Source organism: Niallia sp. FSL R7-0648 (assembly GCF_038007005.1).
Taxonomy (GTDB): Bacteria; Bacillota; Bacilli; order Bacillales; family Cytobacillaceae; genus Niallia; species Niallia circulans.
Window position 1 is genome coordinate 488,452 of sequence record NZ_JBBOWE010000001.1, and the last position, 17,758, is coordinate 506,209.

The window sequence follows — 17,758 nt, forward strand, 5'->3', positions numbered from 1 at the left end:
ATTTCTCTTTTTGTGTACAAAGGTACGTTTACATGGTGCTGGCTAAACCAATGACCACTAACCCATTACTCGTTTACCCTTTACCGTTTACCAATTATTGCAATGGTGGTTGAAGACCATTTAAGTCCTCTTATCCTTCTATGACGAAGCCGATCAAAGAATAGTTTTATTCTTTGGTTGGCTTTATTTTTGTTTATCATTAAAATGATTAGAAAGGAGGGAGTCTAATGCCAAATATATGGGACCCCGAATACACCATAACAAAGGAGAAAGCTGCTCAATTATTGGAGGAACAGTTTCCAATTAGTGTTCATTCTATTAGAGAAATAGGGGAGGGGTTTGATAATACAATTCTTCTCGTTAACGATTGTTATACGTTTCGTTTCCCAAGAAGAGAAATAGCGGTGAAGCTTTTAACAAGTGAATGGGAGCTATGCGGATTATTGCAGATCAGCTGCCTATCCCCATACCTAAGCCGATATATATAGGGTCAGCCAGCCGGGCCTTTCCGCGAATTTTTATAGGATATGAGTATTTACCAGGAAATACTCCAGAAGGTTTAACGAATAAGGAAAGAATACAGATGGCAGAGCAATTAGGAAGCTTCTTGAAAAAATTGCATTCTTTCTCCACCAAGCAATTCAAGCTTGTTCCATACGATGAATTTGATCGACTTCATATTGATAAAAGAAAATCCCGCTTAATCGATTCGATTAAGCAGCTGCGTATGCATGAAGATATACCTTTATTCCATTTAGCAGAAGACTATGCGAAAAAATTAACCCATATAGAAGTCCCAACTGTTCATGTCCTTACACATGGTGATCTCCATATTCGTAATATGCTTATTAATGAAAAAAAGGAATTAACGGGAATTATTGATTGGGGAGATACGCATATTGGTCATCCTGCCGTGGATTTATCGATTGCCTACAGTCTGTGCCCTTCTGAAGGGAGAAAACAATTTTTCACTAACTATGGCGAAGTAGATGATACTTCGTTGAAACTCGCTCAGTTTAAAGCAATATTTACGACAGTAACCTTGCTTATCTACAGTATAGATAAAAAAGACTGGGAACTTTATCAAGAGGGGAAAATTAGCTTATCTTTCGCTTTAATGGGAGAAAACTAATTTTTTTCCCTTTTTTAAAATAACCGGACGAACATTAATGGTTACGCCCGGTTAAAAAAATTATTTGAACCCTAGAACTGGATGTGGGACATATGGTTCTTCTAAGCTAGCGATTTCTTCTTGTGACAATTGTAAAGAAAGTGCAGCAACCGCATCTTCTAGATGATGCAGTTTCGTTGCACCAATAATTGGAGCAGTAACAGGCTCTTTTTGTAAAACCCATGCAAGGGCAACTTGGGCACGAGGCACACCGCGTTTTCTGCTATTGCTTTCACTCGCTCGACTACTTGACGGTCTGCTGCTTCTGTGTGGGAGTATAATGTTTTTGCAAAGGCATCTGTTTCTTTACGCGTACTTGTTTCTTCCCAATCTCTAGTTAAGCGGCCGCGTGCCATCGGGCTCCAAGGGATGATTCCAATCCCCTCTTCTTTGCAGAGGGGAAGCATTTCTCGTTCTTCTTCCCGGTAGAGCAGATTTAAGTAATTTTGCATGGAAACAAAACGAGTCCAGCCATTTTTCTCTGCTACATGATTTGCTTTTAAAAATTGCCATGCAAACATGGAGGATGCACCAATGTAGCGGGCTTTGCCAGCTTTGACAATATCATGTAATGCTTCCATTGTTTCTTCAATAGGTGTCTCATAATCCCATCTATGTATTTGATAGAGATCAACATAGTCGGTGCCCAGTCTTTTTAAACTATTGTCAATTTCACTCATAATTGCTTTGCGGGAAAGACCAGCTCCATTAGCACCTGGACGCATTCTTCCGTGTACCTTTGTAGCAAGAACGACCTCATCACGATTAGCAAAATCACGCAATGCCCTTCCTACTATTTCTTCACTTGAACCATCAGAGTAGACGTTAGCTGTGTCAAAAAAGTTAATGCCAAGCTCTAATGCCTTTTTGATAAAGGGACGACTATCATTTTCTGTTAATGTCCATGCATGGCCGCCACGATCGGGTTCCCCATAACTCATACAACCAAGACAAAGACGAGAGACTTCTAAACCAGTAGATCCTAATTTAACATAATCCATTTGCTACTCCTCCTTTTGTTTTATTATAAAAGAGGGGCTATTCATTATGCGAGAGAAATGAATTTAGTTTGTAAGGGAATACATTAGTGGAGGAGTTAATAATTTAGAAAAGTGGTTAGTTAAAATTACCATATGGTTCGTAATGAATTGTACTATGGAATAGAAGGATAAAGGTTATAAATGACATATTTTTTTATAAAAAACGGTATGAGCTATACGAACAAAAAATATATTTTATTCCATTTTAAATAAAAAAACTATGAATAAATTTTATTAATGCACTAACTATTTTAAATTCCATCATTTTATTAATCTGCTATAATGTATGGAAAATATTTAATAGGGGCGAAAGGATAAATTACTGATGGGTGAACTATATGAATATATTGAAATAAATCAGAAAAAAACAATAAAATTTTTCTCATTCAAAGCCAAAGATACAGAAAGAATTATCCCTATGCATTGGCATGATAGTCCTGAACTAATTTATTGTGTAGAAGGAAAGCTAAAAGTCTGGTATGAAGGAAAAATTGTTACCCTGGGAAAGGGAGATTTGCTATTAATCAATTCTAATACCCCACATTCTACCCAAAGTATAACTCATAATAATGTATGCATCATTCAGTTTCCTGGAAATTTTCTTGAAGAAGAAAATAAATCGATTCATTTAAGCACTTGCGAAAACAAATATGATGCGCAAGTAATAGACTATACTAGGAAAATAATAACTGAAATTATAGAATACCATGTATCGACGAACGAATATGACTACTTATTGGAACAGAGTAAAATACTTCATCTAAAATATTTGTTGGTAACAAATTTTTCCTCTGGAGCTAATGGGAAATGTGAAGATAATAATCGCAAACAATTAAAATTGAAGCAGCTTGAAATTGTAATAAGGCATCTCAAAAATAACTATAAAGATAATCCTAGCTTAAAAGAAATTGCCAATGCCTGTGGATATTCTGAAGCGTATCTCTCTCGATTATTTCATACAATAACTGGACAGACTTTCATAGATTTTAAAAGAAATCTTTGTTTAGAAAAAGCAATTGAGCTTATGAATACAACAGATAAAACCATTACACAAATTGCCTATGAATCAGGTTTTTCAAATGTAAAATCATTTAGAAACTATTTTCGATCAACCATGAATATTAATCCCAAATACTATAAAAGGTCAAAAAATGACCCTTAATTAGTAAGAAAATGCAACGTAATGTAAACGTATTCCTGTTATCCTTGTTTGTGTGGTTAGCTAAATTACACGTGTTTTTGATAATTAATAAACAGAAATGAGGGGGAGAAATGAGTAAAAAAAATTATAAAAATATTGCTCAAGAAGTAATACGTGGTATTGGTGGGACTGACAACATTATTTCGATGGCTCATTGTGCTACTAGGCTAAGATTAATTGTAAAAGATAGGGATATAATTGATGATGAATTGATTGAAAATATTGATTTTGCTAAAGGTTTCTTCTTTACTTCTGGTCAATATCAAATTATTTTTGGAACGGGTACAGTAAATCATGTTTATGATGCGATGTTGCAAGAAGGCGTATCGGGAACAACAAAGTCTGAATTGAAAGAGATTGCTTCAGATAAAGATGATAATATCTTTTTAAGAATGATACGTTTGTTCGGAGATGTATTCGTGCCAATTATACCGGCATTGGTAGCTACTGGGTTATTTATGGGTGTAAGAGGATTGATTTTACAACCTGATATCCTCGCAGTATTTGGTTTAACGCCAGACCATATTTCAGATAATTTTATTAAGTTTACTCAAATATTAACAGATACTGCTTTTGCATTTCTTCCTGTATTAGTTTGTTGGTCTGCTTTCAAAGTATTTGGAGGTTCGCAATTATTAGGAATTCTGTTAGGGCTAATGCTTGTACATCCAAGTCTGCCCACATCATGGGATGTTGCACAAAATGTAGCAGAGCCTTTAAAATTTTTCGGAATTATAAAAGTTGCAGGCTATCAAGGTTCTGTTCTTCCTGCATTTATTGTTGGGGCTTTGGGAGCAAAGGTGGAAGGATTTATTAGAAAAAGAGTGCCGAGTGCTCTTGATTTAATTTTATCTCCGTTCTTCACTTTATTAATCATGATAGTTTTAGCGTTTTTCTTAATTGGCCCTGTTTTTCATGAAGTAGAATTATTATTATTACATGCAGTAACATATGTTTTAGAATTACCATTTGGTATTGGTGGTTTAATTTATGGTGGGATTAATCAAATAATCGTTATAACAGGATTGCACCATCCTCTTAATTTAATTGAAATCCAAATGCTTGCTGATACAGGAAAAAATTTGGTTAACCCGATAAGTACTGCTTCGATCTGTGCTCAAGCAGGAGCAGCATTTGCAGTCGCGGTTAAATCAAAAAATGTGAAAACTAAGGCTATTGCATATCCCTCCACTATGTCTGCATTACTAGGAATTACTGAGCCAGCTATTTTTGGTGTTACATTAAGATACGGGAAGCCTTTTATTATGGGATTAATAGGGGGTGCTGCTGGTGGATTTGTAGCTGGGTTAATGCACTTATCAGCCACAGGAATGTCTATCACAGCTATTCCAGGGACTTTGCTATTTCTGAATAGTCAAATTTTTGGATATTTATTAGTATCCCTAATCGGGTTTGGTGTGGCATTTATTCTTACCTATCTTTTTGGATATAAAGATCACCCAAAAACAAAATAATAAGGAGGGAGTATCGATGCAAAAAAATGAAGTTATGGCTTTAATCGATTCTCTGTCCGTTGAGGAAAAAATCGGTCAACTTGTGCAATTAACTGGAGATTTTTTTACTAATGAAACGGAAGAAACGATAACTGGTCCAATAAAAAAATTAGGATTAAATGAAAATTATAATATTTATCATACAGGATCAATCTTAAATATTACTAATGCTCATGAAATAATTAAAATTCAAGAGAAATATTTAGAAAACTCAGGCCATAAAATCCCTTTGCTTTTTATGGCAGATATTATATATGGATTTAGAACTATCTTTCCCATTCCATTGGCACAAACTTGTAGTTGGAACTTTGATTTAATAGAAGAAGCAGCTTCCATTAGTGCTAAGGAATCCTATGAAGAAGGATTACACGTTACATTTTCTCCTATGGTTGATATTGTAAGAGATCCAAGATGGGGCCGTGTTATGGAATCTCCTGGAGAAGATACGCTTATGGCGGAATTATTTGCAGAAAGAGTAATAAAAGGACTTCAAGGTAATTCCGAGCAAAAAATACCGAAAGATAAAATTGCTGGATGTGTTAAACACTTTGCAGCATATGGAGCTCCTATAGCAGGGCGTGAGTACAATGCAGTAGATATGTCTGAGCATACATTGCGGGAGGTATATTTACCGAGTTACTTATCGGCAGTAAAAGCAAAAGTTAAGCTTGTTATGACGGCATTCAATACTTTAAATGGCGTACCTTCAACCGGTAACGAGTGGTTAAATAAAATGATATTAAGAGATGAATTTAAATTCGCGGGAGTACTTATTTCAGATTATGCAGCTGTTGAGGAATTAATTACTCATGGATATGCTAATGGACCAAAAGAAGCAGCGCAGCTAGCATTAAAAGCAACAGTAGATATTGATATGAAAACATCGGTTTTTGCTAATGAATTAGGTGCAATTGTTAATAACAATGAGCAAATGATGGATTTACTAAATAAAGCAGTTTATAGGATTTTATCCTTGAAAAATGATCTGGGCTTATTCGAAGATCCATATAGAGGATTAAAAGAAAGATCAGCAGAAAACTCTAGTATCTTATGTTCTGAGCATAAAAAGACTGCTTTAATGTTAAGTGAGGAATCGATTGTTTTATTAAAGAATAATGGTGTCTTGCCATTAGAAAAGGGCAAAAAGGCTGCAATTATTGGACCATATCACGATGAAAAATCAACACTTGGTATGTGGGCTATAAAAGGCGATATAAATGACACTATTACACTGAAAGATGGGATAAACGAGATTTTAGGGAATAATAAGAATCCCTTTTGCAGAGGATCACATTTAATAGAGAAGGAAACTGCACACTTACTTGGAAAATTTGAAGATAAAATTCCAAATGAAAGAATAAGTAATGATGAATTAATAGAAGAAGCTGTTAACTTAGCAAAGGACTCTGAAATTGTAATACTAGCATTAGGTGAAAGTATTTTTCAGAGTGGTGAAGGTGGATCACGTACAGAGATTACATTACCTAAACCTCAACAAAAATTATTCGAAGCTATAAAAAAATTAAATAAACAAATAATTACTATCATTTATAGTGGGCGTCCTTTAATTTTAACTGATGTAGAAAAACACTCAGATGCTCTTATACAGGCTTGGTTTCCTGGTATTATGGGAGGTAAGGCCTTAGCGAATATTCTCTATGGGATAAGTAATCCATCAGGAAAGCTGTCGATGTCTTTCCCAAGGAGTGTTGGACAAATACCAATCTATTATAATGAGTTAAACACAGGGAGACCAGATCTGCCAGAAAATGCTTTTTATCGCTTTGCTTCACGATATATTGATGAATCTAATAAACCATTATTCTCTTTTGGCTATGGATTATCTTATACAACTTATCAGTATAACTCTGTCTCACTTAATAAAAAGTTAATAAGGCAAAATAGCCATGATGAATTAATTATAACAGTTGAGGTTGAAAATACTGGGGATTATGACGGTTATGAGATTGTGCAGCTTTACATAAGAGACCAGTTTGGCAGTACTGCTAGACCAGTAAAGGTACTAAAAGACTTCAAAAAGGTATTTATTAGAAAAGGCGAAGTGAAAACAATCTCATTTACAATTACAGAGGAGCAATTGAATATTTATCGAAGTGATTTAAGCTTTGCTAGCGAGCCTGGTCAATTTGATGTTTATATCGGTTCTAGTAGTGAAGATTTACCTTTAAAAGAAAGTTTTGAATTAATTCAAACAAGCTAAATGAATTTATATAGAAATGCAATGAGTCTAAGGCTGGAATATAATAATGAGAAAGGTGAATTTGAAGTACTCAAATTCACCTTTCCTTATTTTTATGTATAAATTCACTGCTATTAAGAAAGAGCCATTTCGTTATCTATTTTATAATTTCACTTCTAAAACTAAAGGTAATCTTATAGATGAGAAATAGCTTTTTCTTATGTGCTTTATAGTCTTGCCAATTTTCGAAAGACTCGTTATTATTTACTGTGAGGCTTAATGCTGCACATGGAATAAAGGAGCTAGTGTCATGATTATTCAATTCATTCGCTATAGATAGAAAGGGTATAGACTAGGATAAAATCCAACTCGAATTTTCAAAAAAATTTGATGAGGGTTTATTTGTCTATGCCTTTTCATTTATCTAAAAACGAATGAATGAGGTGACTTCTTTGTTAAAAGAAAATAAAAGAATAAAGAGTGCGAAATATGTGAGTAATTTTGAAAACATTTTTGCTTGTCCAATATGTAGATCGTCTATGCAGGTTATCGATTTTAAAAGTTTAATCTGCTTAAATCACCATACATTTGATTTTGCAAGGCAAGGATATCTGAACTTGATGACTCACTCAGTAAATACTAAGTACAGCAAAGCCCTTTTTGAAGCAAGAAGAAAACTTATTACCCAAGGGGAATTTTTTACACCATTAAGCCATGCAATTGCAAAGTTTATTATGGAACATCTTGTTAAGACAAAAGAAACAATTTCTATTCTTGATACGGGATGTGGCGAAGGTTCACATCTTTCTAATATTTGTGATATTGTTCGTTCCAACTTTTTCAAAAGTGTATTAGGAGTAGGAATAGATATTTCTAAAGAAGGAATTATGGTAGCTTCTAAGAACTATTCTGATAAGATTTGGGCTGTGGCTGACCTCGCGAACACACCATTTAAATTTAAACAATTTGATGTTATCCTGAATATCCTATCACCCTCAAATTATGCTGAATTTGATAGATTGTTGAAACCAAATGGTATAGTAATCAAAATTGTACCTCAAAATAGTTACTTAAAAGAGTTGAGAGAACATCTTTTTCAAAAAAACGAAAAACAGTTTTACTCTAATGCAGAGACTATGGAGAGATTTAAGAAGAGTTTTCAATTTGTAGAATGTTCAAGATTAAGCTATACCATGAACCTTAATAAATCCTCAATTGAATGGTTGGTTCAAATGACTCCGTTGACTTGGTCAACAACAGAGGAACAAATAAAATCTTTTTTAATTAAGGATTCGGCTCAAATAACTGTTGATTTGGATATATTAATTGGTAAAAATACAATTTAGGAAAAAGACTATTAGGATGGCCTTGTGAGGGGGCAGCCCTAATAGTCTTTTCTGCAATTATTGGCTGCTTTCTAAAATAAAAAGGAAGTCTTTTTATTTTAGGGCTAACGGGCAGGTTGAACCATCTAACTTTATATTTTATACCATTTATAGTCTTATAAACATTAACATAGGTTCCTTATAACAGACAACGAAGCAGTAAGATTTTACCGAAAAAATGGATTTAAAATAACAAGTTTAGGTAAAAAAATTTCTCGGTGTAGAGCGGCTCTTATGTTACTATAGCAACACTTTGTAATATGGAGGTATCGCATTTTCTTATTGCACTAAAGGAGGTTAGTATGAGAAGGAATTAACAGTATAGAGTTAATGCATTAAAACTCAGGTATTGCTATGGTAATATAAATTTGATGGGGATAAGGAGTGTTCTAATTATTATTTAGAAAGGTGGAAGGATTCAAATGAACGAATATATGAATATGATAGAGACTGCATTGAAAGACAGTAATCCATTGAAACTTATTTTAAAAGGATGGATGGAAGAGGGGGCTGGTGTTGTCGCTGTAGTTTATGCAACTACAGATTCTAACAAAGCTAGAAGTTTTATCGAGGAAATAAATTCTGTAGTCAACGATGACAACTACTATATGGTTTACAGTGTCCCTTTTGATGTGGATTTAACCCAAATTGGGCATTACCCTTCAATAGCAATATCTAAAGAAGACTTTAAATAATTTGTTTTACATATCAGTTCCTATTTGCCTTATTATAAAAAATCCTAATGAATTTAATATTAAATCTTATTAGAAATGGAAGTTAAAAAATCATCCTTAAATAAAAGGTTAGTGGAAGACGGAAAAATATAACTTGAAATACCATTTTCTTCTATTTGGCATATAATTAACTTGTATTTTATATATAGGAGGAAATTTATGACTACATCCAGTGACTACATCGCTATATTCGTGGAAAAGTGGGACAAGATTTAATATTTCTTAATTTTGCTGGAGGTATTGTTTATAACGAACGAAATGAGATTCTTTTACAAAAAAGGGGAGATGGAAATGAGTGGGGTTTTCCAGGCGGTGGAACTAGGGGAATCTCTTGAAGAAACAACAAAACGAGAAATTCTTGAGGAGACAGAATTAAATGTTAAGGTTGAACATCTTATTGGTGTCTACTCTAAATATTCTGGTGAGTTTCCGAACGGAGATAAAGCTCAGACTATTACTCACTTTTTTCAATGTAAGCCAATTGATGGGGAACTTACTGCAGATGGTATTGAGACATTGGATTTGAAGTACTTTCCAATAAATAAAATACCGAAATTATTCACTAAACAACACGAAGATGCCTTAGAAGATTGGGTTTTCAAAAGAAAAGGTGTATATAAATAAGTTCAACTACAAAATAATTATACATAATCAATAACCGTGGCTTTCATTAAAGAAAAGAGAGGCCAATTCTATGTTGCTAAAGTGGAAAATGGCTGTGGAAAATTTGATAAACCTACAAAATGGTATGCAGATTTATAATTCCATACATCCTGTAGTTGCTATTTTCGTATTGAATTAACTGGAGTTTATGCAATATTTTAATTACAGATTAGCGATATTCTTGTGTCGCTAAAGGGGAGGTTAGTTGAACAGAAGTGAATAAAAGATGTGCTAAAATTGGTATTAGTATAGGAGTGGGTAAATATAACATACAAGGTAGGGGGATTAAAAATGGAGATTCGTTCAGTAAACAGTTTAGATTACTATGAAATCTCGCCATTACTAAATCAATGGTGGGGTGGAAGACAAATGGCTGATAAGTTACCAAAGCTCTTTTTTGATCATTTTACAGATACAAGTTTTATTGCTGAAAAAGATGGAAAAATAGTAGGGTTTCTAATTGGGTTTTTATCACAATCAAATTCTGAAGAGGCGTATATTCATTTCGTTGGAGTACATCCAGAATATAGAAAACACAGTGTAGGAAAAACACTCTATAACAGATTTTTTTATGTGGTTAAACAAAAAGGTGCTAGTATAATCCGTTGTGTAACTTCACCTATTAATAAAGTTTCAATTTCCTTTCATACTAATATGGGTTTTGATATTGAACAAGGAGATGCAGTCGTAGATGGAGTTCCCGTGTATAAGGACTATGACGGACCAAATCAAGATAGGGTTTTATTTAAAAAGAATTTATAATAAATTTGGAACCTCATTGAACTATTGGGAATTAATCCATGAAGGATTAATTCCCTTTTTTGGCTATGGTACGAACGGGGCAGCATTCCTGTAATAAGTGAAAATGCGGTTTGAAAGAAAAAAGACCTCTTGATAAGATAAATGTGTCCTAAGCCTGGCCAGCTAAAAGGGACAAAATATCTACTCGGAGGTCTCACTATGAATTATAACCAAAATCATAAAATAGCTCAAATCACACCTAAAACTCTAGTAATTGGTATTGATATTGCCAAACATCATCATGTAGCTAGAGCGCAGGATTATCGTGGAATGGAGCTAGGCTCTACTTGCTTTTTTGATAATACCCAAGAAGGATTTAAGACATTTATTGATTGGATTAATCAAATAAAAGAGTCATGCGAAATGGAGTCTGTCATTACTGGAATGGAGCCTACAGGCCATTATTGGCTTAATTTAGCTCATATTCTAAAGGAGGAACAGATTAAGTTCGTCACGGTCAATCCTTTACACGTCAAGCATAGTAAGGAGCTAGACGATAACTCTCCCACTAAAAATGATGTCAAAGACGCAAAAGTCATTGCACAACTAATCAAAGATGGTAGATACGCCGAACCAACGATACCACAAGGAGTTTTCGCGGAGCTGCGTGTGGCTAAGAAATTACGTGATCTATTAACTGTTGACTTACAGATTGTACAAGGACAAGTACACAACTGGATAGATCGATTTTTCCCAGAGTTCTTTACTGTTTTTAAAAGTTGGGAAGGGAAAGCAGCTCTTCATTTATTAAAGCTTGAAGCATTACCGGAAGAATTGGTTAGATATACAGAAGAAGAATTACTAGAATACCTTAGGCAAGCTGTGAAACGTAGTATAGGGATTAAGAAAATTCAAGCTTTAAAAGAAGCAGCCAATCGCTCGATTGGCATCCGACAGGGTGCCATGATGGCTAAAATGGAATTAAGAACCTTAATCCAAAAGTATGAACTCATTCAAGCCAAGTTCGAAGAGCTTGACCAAACTCTGGATACACTGCTTCAAGATATTCCAGGTGTTGATCAAATGTTAGAGATAACAGGTATTGGACGCGATACAGTGGCGGGTTTCTTCGCTGAAGTAGGCGATTTGAGTGAATATAATCATCCTCGTCAGATAACCAAACTGGCAGGGCTTAGCTTAAAAGAAAATACATCAGGTAAGCATAAAGGGAGGACCAGAATAACCAAACGTGGTCGAAAGAAATTACGAGCATTGTTATTCCGGGCATCTATGATTCTAGTAGCCAAGAACAAAGCCTTTAAAGCCCTACATCATTACTACACAACGAGACCTGACAATCCGTTGAAAAAGATGCAGTCTTTAATTGCTTTGTGTAATAAGCTCATCCGCATACTCTTCTCTATTGGTAAGAAACAGTTTGTGTTTCAAGAGGAGAAGATGTTGAAGGACATCCCACATATGCATGCATTTATCCAAGAACCAATAGCAGCTTAATCACTATAAAACTAACTTTTATCGACTAGATTTGAACAGATGAACAGACAAAATCAGCATGGGATTAGTCGGCAACGCAACTAACGTAAGGACAAGATCCTGTAGGGCAGCATGACCGACATCCACCTTATGGAAAGGTTGAACGAAGGAATGTAGGAGCGTAGACTCTGTGAGACTTGGGAGGGTAGACCTCCATAAGATATGTGGACATCCATTGGTGCGTACATACCTATTTATCCAACTTTTTGAAATGAACCGAAGGTTGGCTAGTTTCTTGCGCTCATTTTCTTTGTAAACTGCTTATTTATGATCTTTTCACACTAACTGAATCTATAAAGTTAAACAAGTTAGATAGCAATATGGAGAAAAACTGCGTATTTAAGAGATAAGTGTTTGTTTATTGAGGGAGGATAATTGAATAACAAGAGAAAGTTTAAGCAATGAAAATAGCCGAGTTTATCTCGACTAATTTTTAATAGTATCATCTGAAATAGTTTTTAATATATTGTTTTTCTCTTTTTGTAATTTTAGAAAATATATCAGATACACCAAACTATAAAGTTAAAATAATAATAAGAATCATCTAATCTAAAGTAGCTCCGTGTTTTTAGGTAATGCTGTATTACATTATGTAATTATATCTTGATAGTGCGTTCAAGTATTCCTAAACCTTATTCTGAAGGTATTGATTAAGATGACTAATCCCTTTAGATCTCTATGAAATTATATTATCTTGATATGAAACTTGTTCTGGTTGTACAATTTCATATTCACCTTCTGCATACTCTTGCTCCGCATAATGGCTTCCCCATTGACAGAGCTCCTGCAAGATAGGTTTAAGAGATTCTCCAAGTTCAGTGGATGAATATTCAACCTTCGGCGGTACTTGATTATACATCTTTCTGCTCACAAGTCCACTGGCTTCAAGCTCTCTAAGTGTTTGAATCAGCATTTTCTGAGTTATATTTGGGATAATGCGCTTTAATTCACTCGTTCTCTTTGGTCCATTCATTAAAAAGTATAATACAAGACCTTTCCATTTTCCGCCAATAACTTCCTTTGTCACTTCAAACCCACAACTAAATTTTTTCATGTCTAAAGCTCTCCATTCCACATTTATTACTTTTTAGTTACTATATCACAAAAAAGTGGGTACTTCCGATAATGTGCTTACTGAAGGATACTATATCTTGTAAGTTGTTCTTCAAGTACTTAAGGTACTAGACATAAAATAAAATTAATTCTAAAGGAGTGTTAAGTATGGGTAAATTTGAAGGTAAAATAGCGCTTGTAACGGGTGGAACTAGTGGGATTGGTCTTGCTACAGCACAAAAATTTGTAAACGAAGGTGCATATGTTTATATCACGGGACGTAGACAAAACGAACTTGATAAAGCTGTTAACCAAATTGGCAAGAACGTAACCGGTGTTCAAGGTGATATTTCTAAGCTTGAAGACTTAGACAAACTATATGACATTATAAAGCAGGAAAAAGGTAAGTTGGACATTCTTTTTGCTAATGCAGGCATCGGCAACTTCCTTCCATTAGGTGAAATTACTGAAGAGCAGGTTGATAGAACGTTCGACATTAACGTTAAAGGAACCATCTTTACTGTTCAAAAAGCGTTATCACTATTCCCGGACAAAGTAGGTTCTATTATTGTAACAGGCTCTACTGCTGGATCAATTGGTAACCCAGCGTTTAGTGTATATGGAGCATCTAAAGCAGCATTAAGAGCACTAGTTCGCAACTGGATTCTTGACCTAAAAGGTACTGAAATCCGTGTAAATGTGGTTAGTCCAGGAGCTATTCTTACACCTGCATACGATGAGCTTTTTGGTGATGCACTTGAAGAAGTAATGGAAAATAGCAAAAATACTGTTCCAGCTGGAAAAGTTGGGACACCTGAAGAAGTAGCAAACGCTGTATCTTTCCTTGCTTCAGACGAAAGCAGTTACTTGACGGGAGTTGAATTGTTCGTAGATGGCGGGCTAGCTCAGGTATAATTTCACAGTGCAGAGATTACATATAGTCCCTAAAAAAGGTTAATGGGGATTTACTTGAAGAAGTCGTATAAAAAAGTCGTTTTCCTTAAAGGACAGGGAATTCGACTTTTTTTATGGTTGAATTTGCTTAACGTTGTAAATTCGCATTTTCCTGGGACTACCACTAAATGACCTGTAAAAAAGATTACTTTGTGAATAAATGTGCTTAAAGTAAGGGGGGTGTTAGTACAATAAGTGGATTATATATGGAATGTCTTTAAAAAAAGACATTCCATATATAATCCGATATAAACTCAAATATAAAACGAAACAAACGTTCTTATAATGCGTATTAACGCTACAATAATTGCTAAGACGAAGCGTCTAATACCTTGATACATAAGGAATTCGACGTTTTCTTTATTATACCGTAATTAAGATTAAGAAAGATTAACGCTAAATTTACGAATTTATGCTTATTTGTAGAGGGAAAGACAAAGGCTTTATTAAGTTGCTATAGGTGGGAGGAGAGTTTAAGCGGATAACAACAGCCCTTTAAAACGTTTAGGTTATAAAGGGCTGTTAGCCGTAGATTCGGCTAGATTTTTTTAAGAGTTAGTCATGACCAACATCACTATTCGTCAAGTGTGAGTATCATATATCTAATTTCTTTGTTAGACAGTCTAATCATGTTAGCTATTTTCTTTTTGAAATCCCAAAGCAGAAGATATATTCTGGGCTACTTCTATGACACTACTAATTAGCTCATCCTTTCTTTCCTTTTTATATAAGTTAATGGGAATAGCACAAATAATACTGCCAATAACTTGATTTGTCGCATCAAACAAAGGTGCTCCAATTCCAATAGATTCATTTTTTCGCTCATTTAATGAAAAGGAAAAACCTTGATTTCTTATTTGCTCAATATCTTTCCATATATGTTTTTGTTCTTCTAGGGAAACTTTTTCTTGTTCAAATATTTCCGCAATCTCTTTTTCATCTAAGTAAGAAAGTATTGCTTTGCCACTGGCTGCTACATGAATAGGTTGTAAAGTTCCCAATTCCAATAAATATTGCAGTGCACTAGTGCTTTGGAAGCGAGAAATAAAAGATAACTTTTTATATTGTTTATGGTAAATAGCCAAATATACCGACTGGTCAAGCTCTAAAGATAGCTTTTGTAAGAAGGGATTAGCAACATTTTTTATACTTGCATTAGAACTTACCACAGAAGAAATGCGAATCCACTCGTTTCCAATAGTATATTTCTTATTAGATGGATGCATATGTAATATATCTTCTTCTTTAAGTATTTTTAGAATTCTATGTAAAGAACTGGGGGGATAGTTTAAATATCTAGCAAGTTCATTAACTCCCCATTCTGTTTGTTTATCAACAAAAGCCTTTAGAATTTCTAAAGTTTTAGATGTAACATTAGTACCATTTGCCATTAGATGACCTCCATGTAAAAGGATAAAATAATGATTGAAAAAAATGAAAGCGTATGCTAATATTTGAATTATAACAGATTTTCATTCCATTATAAAGTATATCATTCAAAATAATGGAATTAATTTTAAAGTGCTTATTAAATTTAAATAATTGGAAGGGGAGAAATCGTAAAAATTTTTCAATAAAGATAAGCAAATTTTTTTATTTTAATTATGGAATAGCATTCCGTATAATTGAATGTTCTAAAAACATTTTTTTTAGAAAAAACATTGTGCACTATTTTTAAGTAAGTATGAAACAAATTCTTAAACTCAAGTACGACATGAAATTTCTAAGAATTTGCTGCTGATAATTTCGGTAATTCACCATTAAAATTCGAAAAATTGCATAAGTGCTTAATAAATTCCTTAGAGAATTATAGAGGGAGGTAGGATTCTTAATATGAGTGAGGCGGAATTTTATGATAAAAGCAAGAAGAGCTTACCTAAAGGTCGATATACATGCAAAAATAAAGTCGTAGAATTTGTTCCGATGAGAGATGGAGTTAAGCTTGCTACTACTATTTATTTTCCCGATAAGGGGGAGGAATGGCCTGTTTTATTTACTAGAAATCCCTATCCAAATAATAAAACTGTGTTGGAGGCTATTTATACTCCTCTAGTAGAGCATGGATATTGTTTGGTTATTCAAGATTGTCGTGGAACAGGTGAATCTGAGGGTGAGTGGGAACCATTTATCAATGAACGTGAAGATGGAATTGATAGTTTAGAATGGCTATCTAAACAGCTTTGGATGAATGGAAATATTGGTACCTTTGGCCGTTCGTATTCAGGTTTTACACAGTGGATTGTTGCGGACTGTTTACCTAAAGAGGTCAAAACAATGTTTATAGAAGTATTTGGTGTAGATCGTTTTAGTCAAATCTATATGAATGGAATGTTTAGAGAAGATATTTATACATCTTGGGCATTTGCAAATTCTGGTGTGAAGAGTGAATTATCTATTGCCGATTTATATAAAAAAGCACTGGAGATACTACCTGCTAATCAGCGAGACAAAAAGTTATTAGGTACGGAACTGCCTTTTTATCAGCATTATATTAAGGAGTGCTCCGAAGATTCTTCTTATTGGCAGGATAGTATTTGGAAAAATTTAAAAGAAATACCGAGTAAAATTAAAATTCCTATTGTTATTACTGGTGGATGGGCAGATCATCATCTAGATGGCACCATGTATGCCTATGAACAATTAAATGAAGAGATAAAAGACAGAAGTAAACTCATTATTGGACCGTGGGATCATTTAGGTAATACGACAGGGAAACTTCAGTATCCAATGAGTAGTAAACATGGTTTTATGAATATTCATGCACATCTTCTGTGGTTTGATAGTCAGCTTAAAGGAGAAGAAGCAAAACTTGAATCGGAAGTATATGTTATCGGTATGAAAAAGTGGGAAAAACTTAAAACCTGGCCGCCCAAAAGCCATCAAACTAAGTTATTTTTCAGTGCAGATTATGGCTTAACAGACCAACTTTCGAAAAAGGGAAGCGTTTCATTTGACTATGATCCTAAAAATCCTGTGATGACAAATGGTGGAAGTGCGCTTTTAGCATGGATTTCCCCAGGTTTTACTAATTTACCACATGGTTTTACTAAACAAGAAGATTACGAAGACAGAAACGATGTTTTAATATTTAAGTCGGAGCCAATAGGAGAAGCTCTAACGGTTATGGGAAAAATATCAGTTAAATTGTTAGTTAGTTCTTCAGCTGAAGATACCGCATTCACAGTGAAAGTGTGTGAGGAGTTTGCTAATGGTGATTCGTATAATATAACAGATGGTATTACTTCTATTTGTTCTAACAAAAATGGGACTCATTCTAATTCCTATAAAAAATATGAAAAAGTTGCTTTAGATATTGATATGTGGGATATAGCATGGCAGTTCCAAGTGGGATCTAAAATAAGAATTGATGTTTCCTCTTCGAATTTTCCAATGTATCATATTCATTCTAATACAAAAAAACTATGGTCTACAGTAGGGGAGAGTAATATTATTGCAAAACAAACTCTTTATTGTGATATTGATGGCTGTCATTTGATGTTACCTACTGTTAAGGAAAAATAAGCGTTGTGTGAAAATATAACAATGAA

The 17,758-nt window shown here is 34.2% G+C and carries 13 protein-coding genes and 2 pseudogenes; 12 read left to right on the forward strand and 3 right to left on the reverse strand.

Annotated elements, in window-relative coordinates:
• Positions 1 to 227 precede the first annotated feature (227 nt).
• Positions 228 to 488: a hypothetical protein gene (locus NSQ89_RS02420; protein ID WP_341132189.1), complete on the forward strand. Its 261-nt coding sequence runs from the start codon at positions 228 to 230 to the stop codon at positions 486 to 488.
• Positions 434 to 1,132 carry a phosphotransferase family protein gene (locus NSQ89_RS02425; protein WP_341132190.1) on the forward strand — a complete coding sequence of 233 codons (699 nt, stop codon included), beginning with the start codon at positions 434 to 436 and terminating at the stop codon, positions 1,130 to 1,132. The genes NSQ89_RS02420 and NSQ89_RS02425 overlap by 55 nt, the downstream gene beginning before the upstream one ends.
• A 60-nt stretch (positions 1,133 to 1,192) precedes the next feature.
• Here NSQ89_RS02425 and NSQ89_RS02430 read toward each other — a convergent pair.
• Positions 1,193 to 2,172: pseudogene (locus NSQ89_RS02430) on the reverse strand (aldo/keto reductase).
• Positions 2,173 to 2,536: 364 nt separating this feature from the next.
• Between NSQ89_RS02430 and NSQ89_RS02435 the strand changes: the two are divergent.
• The 8 genes and pseudogenes from NSQ89_RS02435 (at position 2,537) to NSQ89_RS02470 (ending at position 12,164) form a co-directional block, all read left to right on the forward strand.
• Entirely contained in the window at positions 2,537 to 3,373 is an 837-nt protein-coding gene (locus NSQ89_RS02435; protein ID WP_047942830.1) for an AraC family transcriptional regulator, read from the forward strand.
• A 110-nt stretch (positions 3,374 to 3,483) separates the two neighbouring features.
• Positions 3,484 to 4,887, forward strand: coding sequence for a sucrose-specific PTS transporter subunit IIBC (locus NSQ89_RS02440; RefSeq protein ID WP_341132191.1), 1,404 nt, complete (start codon positions 3,484 to 3,486; stop codon positions 4,885 to 4,887).
• 16 nt (positions 4,888 to 4,903) lie between these two features.
• Positions 4,904 to 7,147: a beta-glucosidase BglX gene (gene bglX, locus NSQ89_RS02445; RefSeq protein WP_251688648.1), complete on the forward strand. Its 2,244-nt coding sequence runs from the start codon at positions 4,904 to 4,906 to the stop codon at positions 7,145 to 7,147.
• Between the two features lie 431 nt (positions 7,148 to 7,578).
• Positions 7,579 to 8,472 carry a putative RNA methyltransferase gene (locus tag NSQ89_RS02450; RefSeq protein ID WP_251688650.1) on the forward strand — a complete coding sequence of 298 codons (894 nt, stop codon included), beginning with the start codon at positions 7,579 to 7,581 and terminating at the stop codon, positions 8,470 to 8,472.
• Positions 8,473 to 8,933: 461 nt separating this feature from the next.
• The gene (locus NSQ89_RS02455) at positions 8,934 to 9,206 is read left to right on the forward strand and encodes a hypothetical protein (RefSeq protein WP_172885222.1); all 273 of its coding nucleotides are present in this window, start codon (positions 8,934 to 8,936) and stop codon (positions 9,204 to 9,206) included.
• 198 nt (positions 9,207 to 9,404) lie between these two features.
• Positions 9,405 to 9,869: pseudogene (locus NSQ89_RS02460) on the forward strand (NUDIX hydrolase).
• Between the two features lie 330 nt (positions 9,870 to 10,199).
• On the forward strand, positions 10,200 to 10,670 hold the full coding sequence (locus NSQ89_RS02465) for a GNAT family N-acetyltransferase (RefSeq protein ID WP_341132192.1): 471 nt from the start codon (positions 10,200 to 10,202) through the stop codon (positions 10,668 to 10,670).
• A gap of 198 nt (positions 10,671 to 10,868) precedes the next feature.
• A complete protein-coding gene (locus tag NSQ89_RS02470) occupies positions 10,869 to 12,164 on the forward strand; it encodes an IS110 family transposase (protein WP_341132193.1) in 1,296 nt (431 codons plus the stop codon).
• Positions 12,165 to 12,879: 715 nt separating this feature from the next.
• On the opposite strand, the gene NSQ89_RS02475 is transcribed toward NSQ89_RS02470, so the two are convergent.
• Positions 12,880 to 13,257: a winged helix-turn-helix transcriptional regulator gene (locus NSQ89_RS02475; RefSeq protein WP_047942800.1), complete on the reverse strand. Its 378-nt coding sequence runs from the start codon at positions 13,255 to 13,257 to the stop codon at positions 12,880 to 12,882.
• 167 nt (positions 13,258 to 13,424) lie between these two features.
• On the opposite strand from NSQ89_RS02475, the gene NSQ89_RS02480 reads away from it, so the two are divergent.
• Entirely contained in the window at positions 13,425 to 14,171 is a 747-nt protein-coding gene (locus NSQ89_RS02480; protein ID WP_047942799.1) for an SDR family NAD(P)-dependent oxidoreductase, read from the forward strand.
• Positions 14,172 to 14,842: 671 nt separating this feature from the next.
• Here NSQ89_RS02480 and NSQ89_RS02485 read toward each other — a convergent pair.
• Positions 14,843 to 15,601, reverse strand: a complete 759-nt coding sequence (locus tag NSQ89_RS02485) for an IclR family transcriptional regulator (protein ID WP_172866427.1) — start codon at positions 15,599 to 15,601, stop codon at positions 14,843 to 14,845.
• 442 nt (positions 15,602 to 16,043) lie between these two features.
• On the opposite strand from NSQ89_RS02485, the gene NSQ89_RS02490 reads away from it, so the two are divergent.
• A complete protein-coding gene (locus NSQ89_RS02490) occupies positions 16,044 to 17,732 on the forward strand; it encodes a CocE/NonD family hydrolase (RefSeq protein ID WP_341132194.1) in 1,689 nt (562 codons plus the stop codon).
• The last annotated feature ends 26 nt before the right edge of the window (positions 17,733 to 17,758 follow it).

Excerpts from the sequence above, each read along its gene's own strand:
- NSQ89_RS02420 (WP_341132189.1), top strand. The coding sequence starts at position 228 with ATGCCAAATATATGGGACCCCGAATACACCATAACAAAGGAGAAAGCT.
- NSQ89_RS02425 (WP_341132190.1), top strand. The coding sequence starts at position 434 with ATGCGGATTATTGCAGATCAGCTGCCTATCCCCATACCTAAGCCGATA.
- NSQ89_RS02435 (WP_047942830.1), top strand. The coding sequence starts at position 2,537 with ATGGGTGAACTATATGAATATATTGAAATAAATCAGAAAAAAACAATA.
- NSQ89_RS02440 (WP_341132191.1), top strand. The coding sequence starts at position 3,484 with ATGAGTAAAAAAAATTATAAAAATATTGCTCAAGAAGTAATACGTGGT.
- bglX (WP_251688648.1), top strand. The coding sequence starts at position 4,904 with ATGCAAAAAAATGAAGTTATGGCTTTAATCGATTCTCTGTCCGTTGAG.
- NSQ89_RS02455 (WP_172885222.1), top strand. The coding sequence starts at position 8,934 with ATGAACGAATATATGAATATGATAGAGACTGCATTGAAAGACAGTAAT.
- NSQ89_RS02465 (WP_341132192.1), top strand. The coding sequence starts at position 10,200 with ATGGAGATTCGTTCAGTAAACAGTTTAGATTACTATGAAATCTCGCCA.
- NSQ89_RS02470 (WP_341132193.1), top strand. The coding sequence starts at position 10,869 with ATGAATTATAACCAAAATCATAAAATAGCTCAAATCACACCTAAAACT.
- NSQ89_RS02475 (WP_047942800.1), bottom strand. The coding sequence starts at position 13,257 with ATGAAAAAATTTAGTTGTGGGTTTGAAGTGACAAAGGAAGTTATTGGC.
- NSQ89_RS02480 (WP_047942799.1), top strand. The coding sequence starts at position 13,425 with ATGGGTAAATTTGAAGGTAAAATAGCGCTTGTAACGGGTGGAACTAGT.
- NSQ89_RS02485 (WP_172866427.1), bottom strand. The coding sequence starts at position 15,601 with ATGGCAAATGGTACTAATGTTACATCTAAAACTTTAGAAATTCTAAAG.
- NSQ89_RS02490 (WP_341132194.1), top strand. The coding sequence starts at position 16,044 with ATGAGTGAGGCGGAATTTTATGATAAAAGCAAGAAGAGCTTACCTAAA.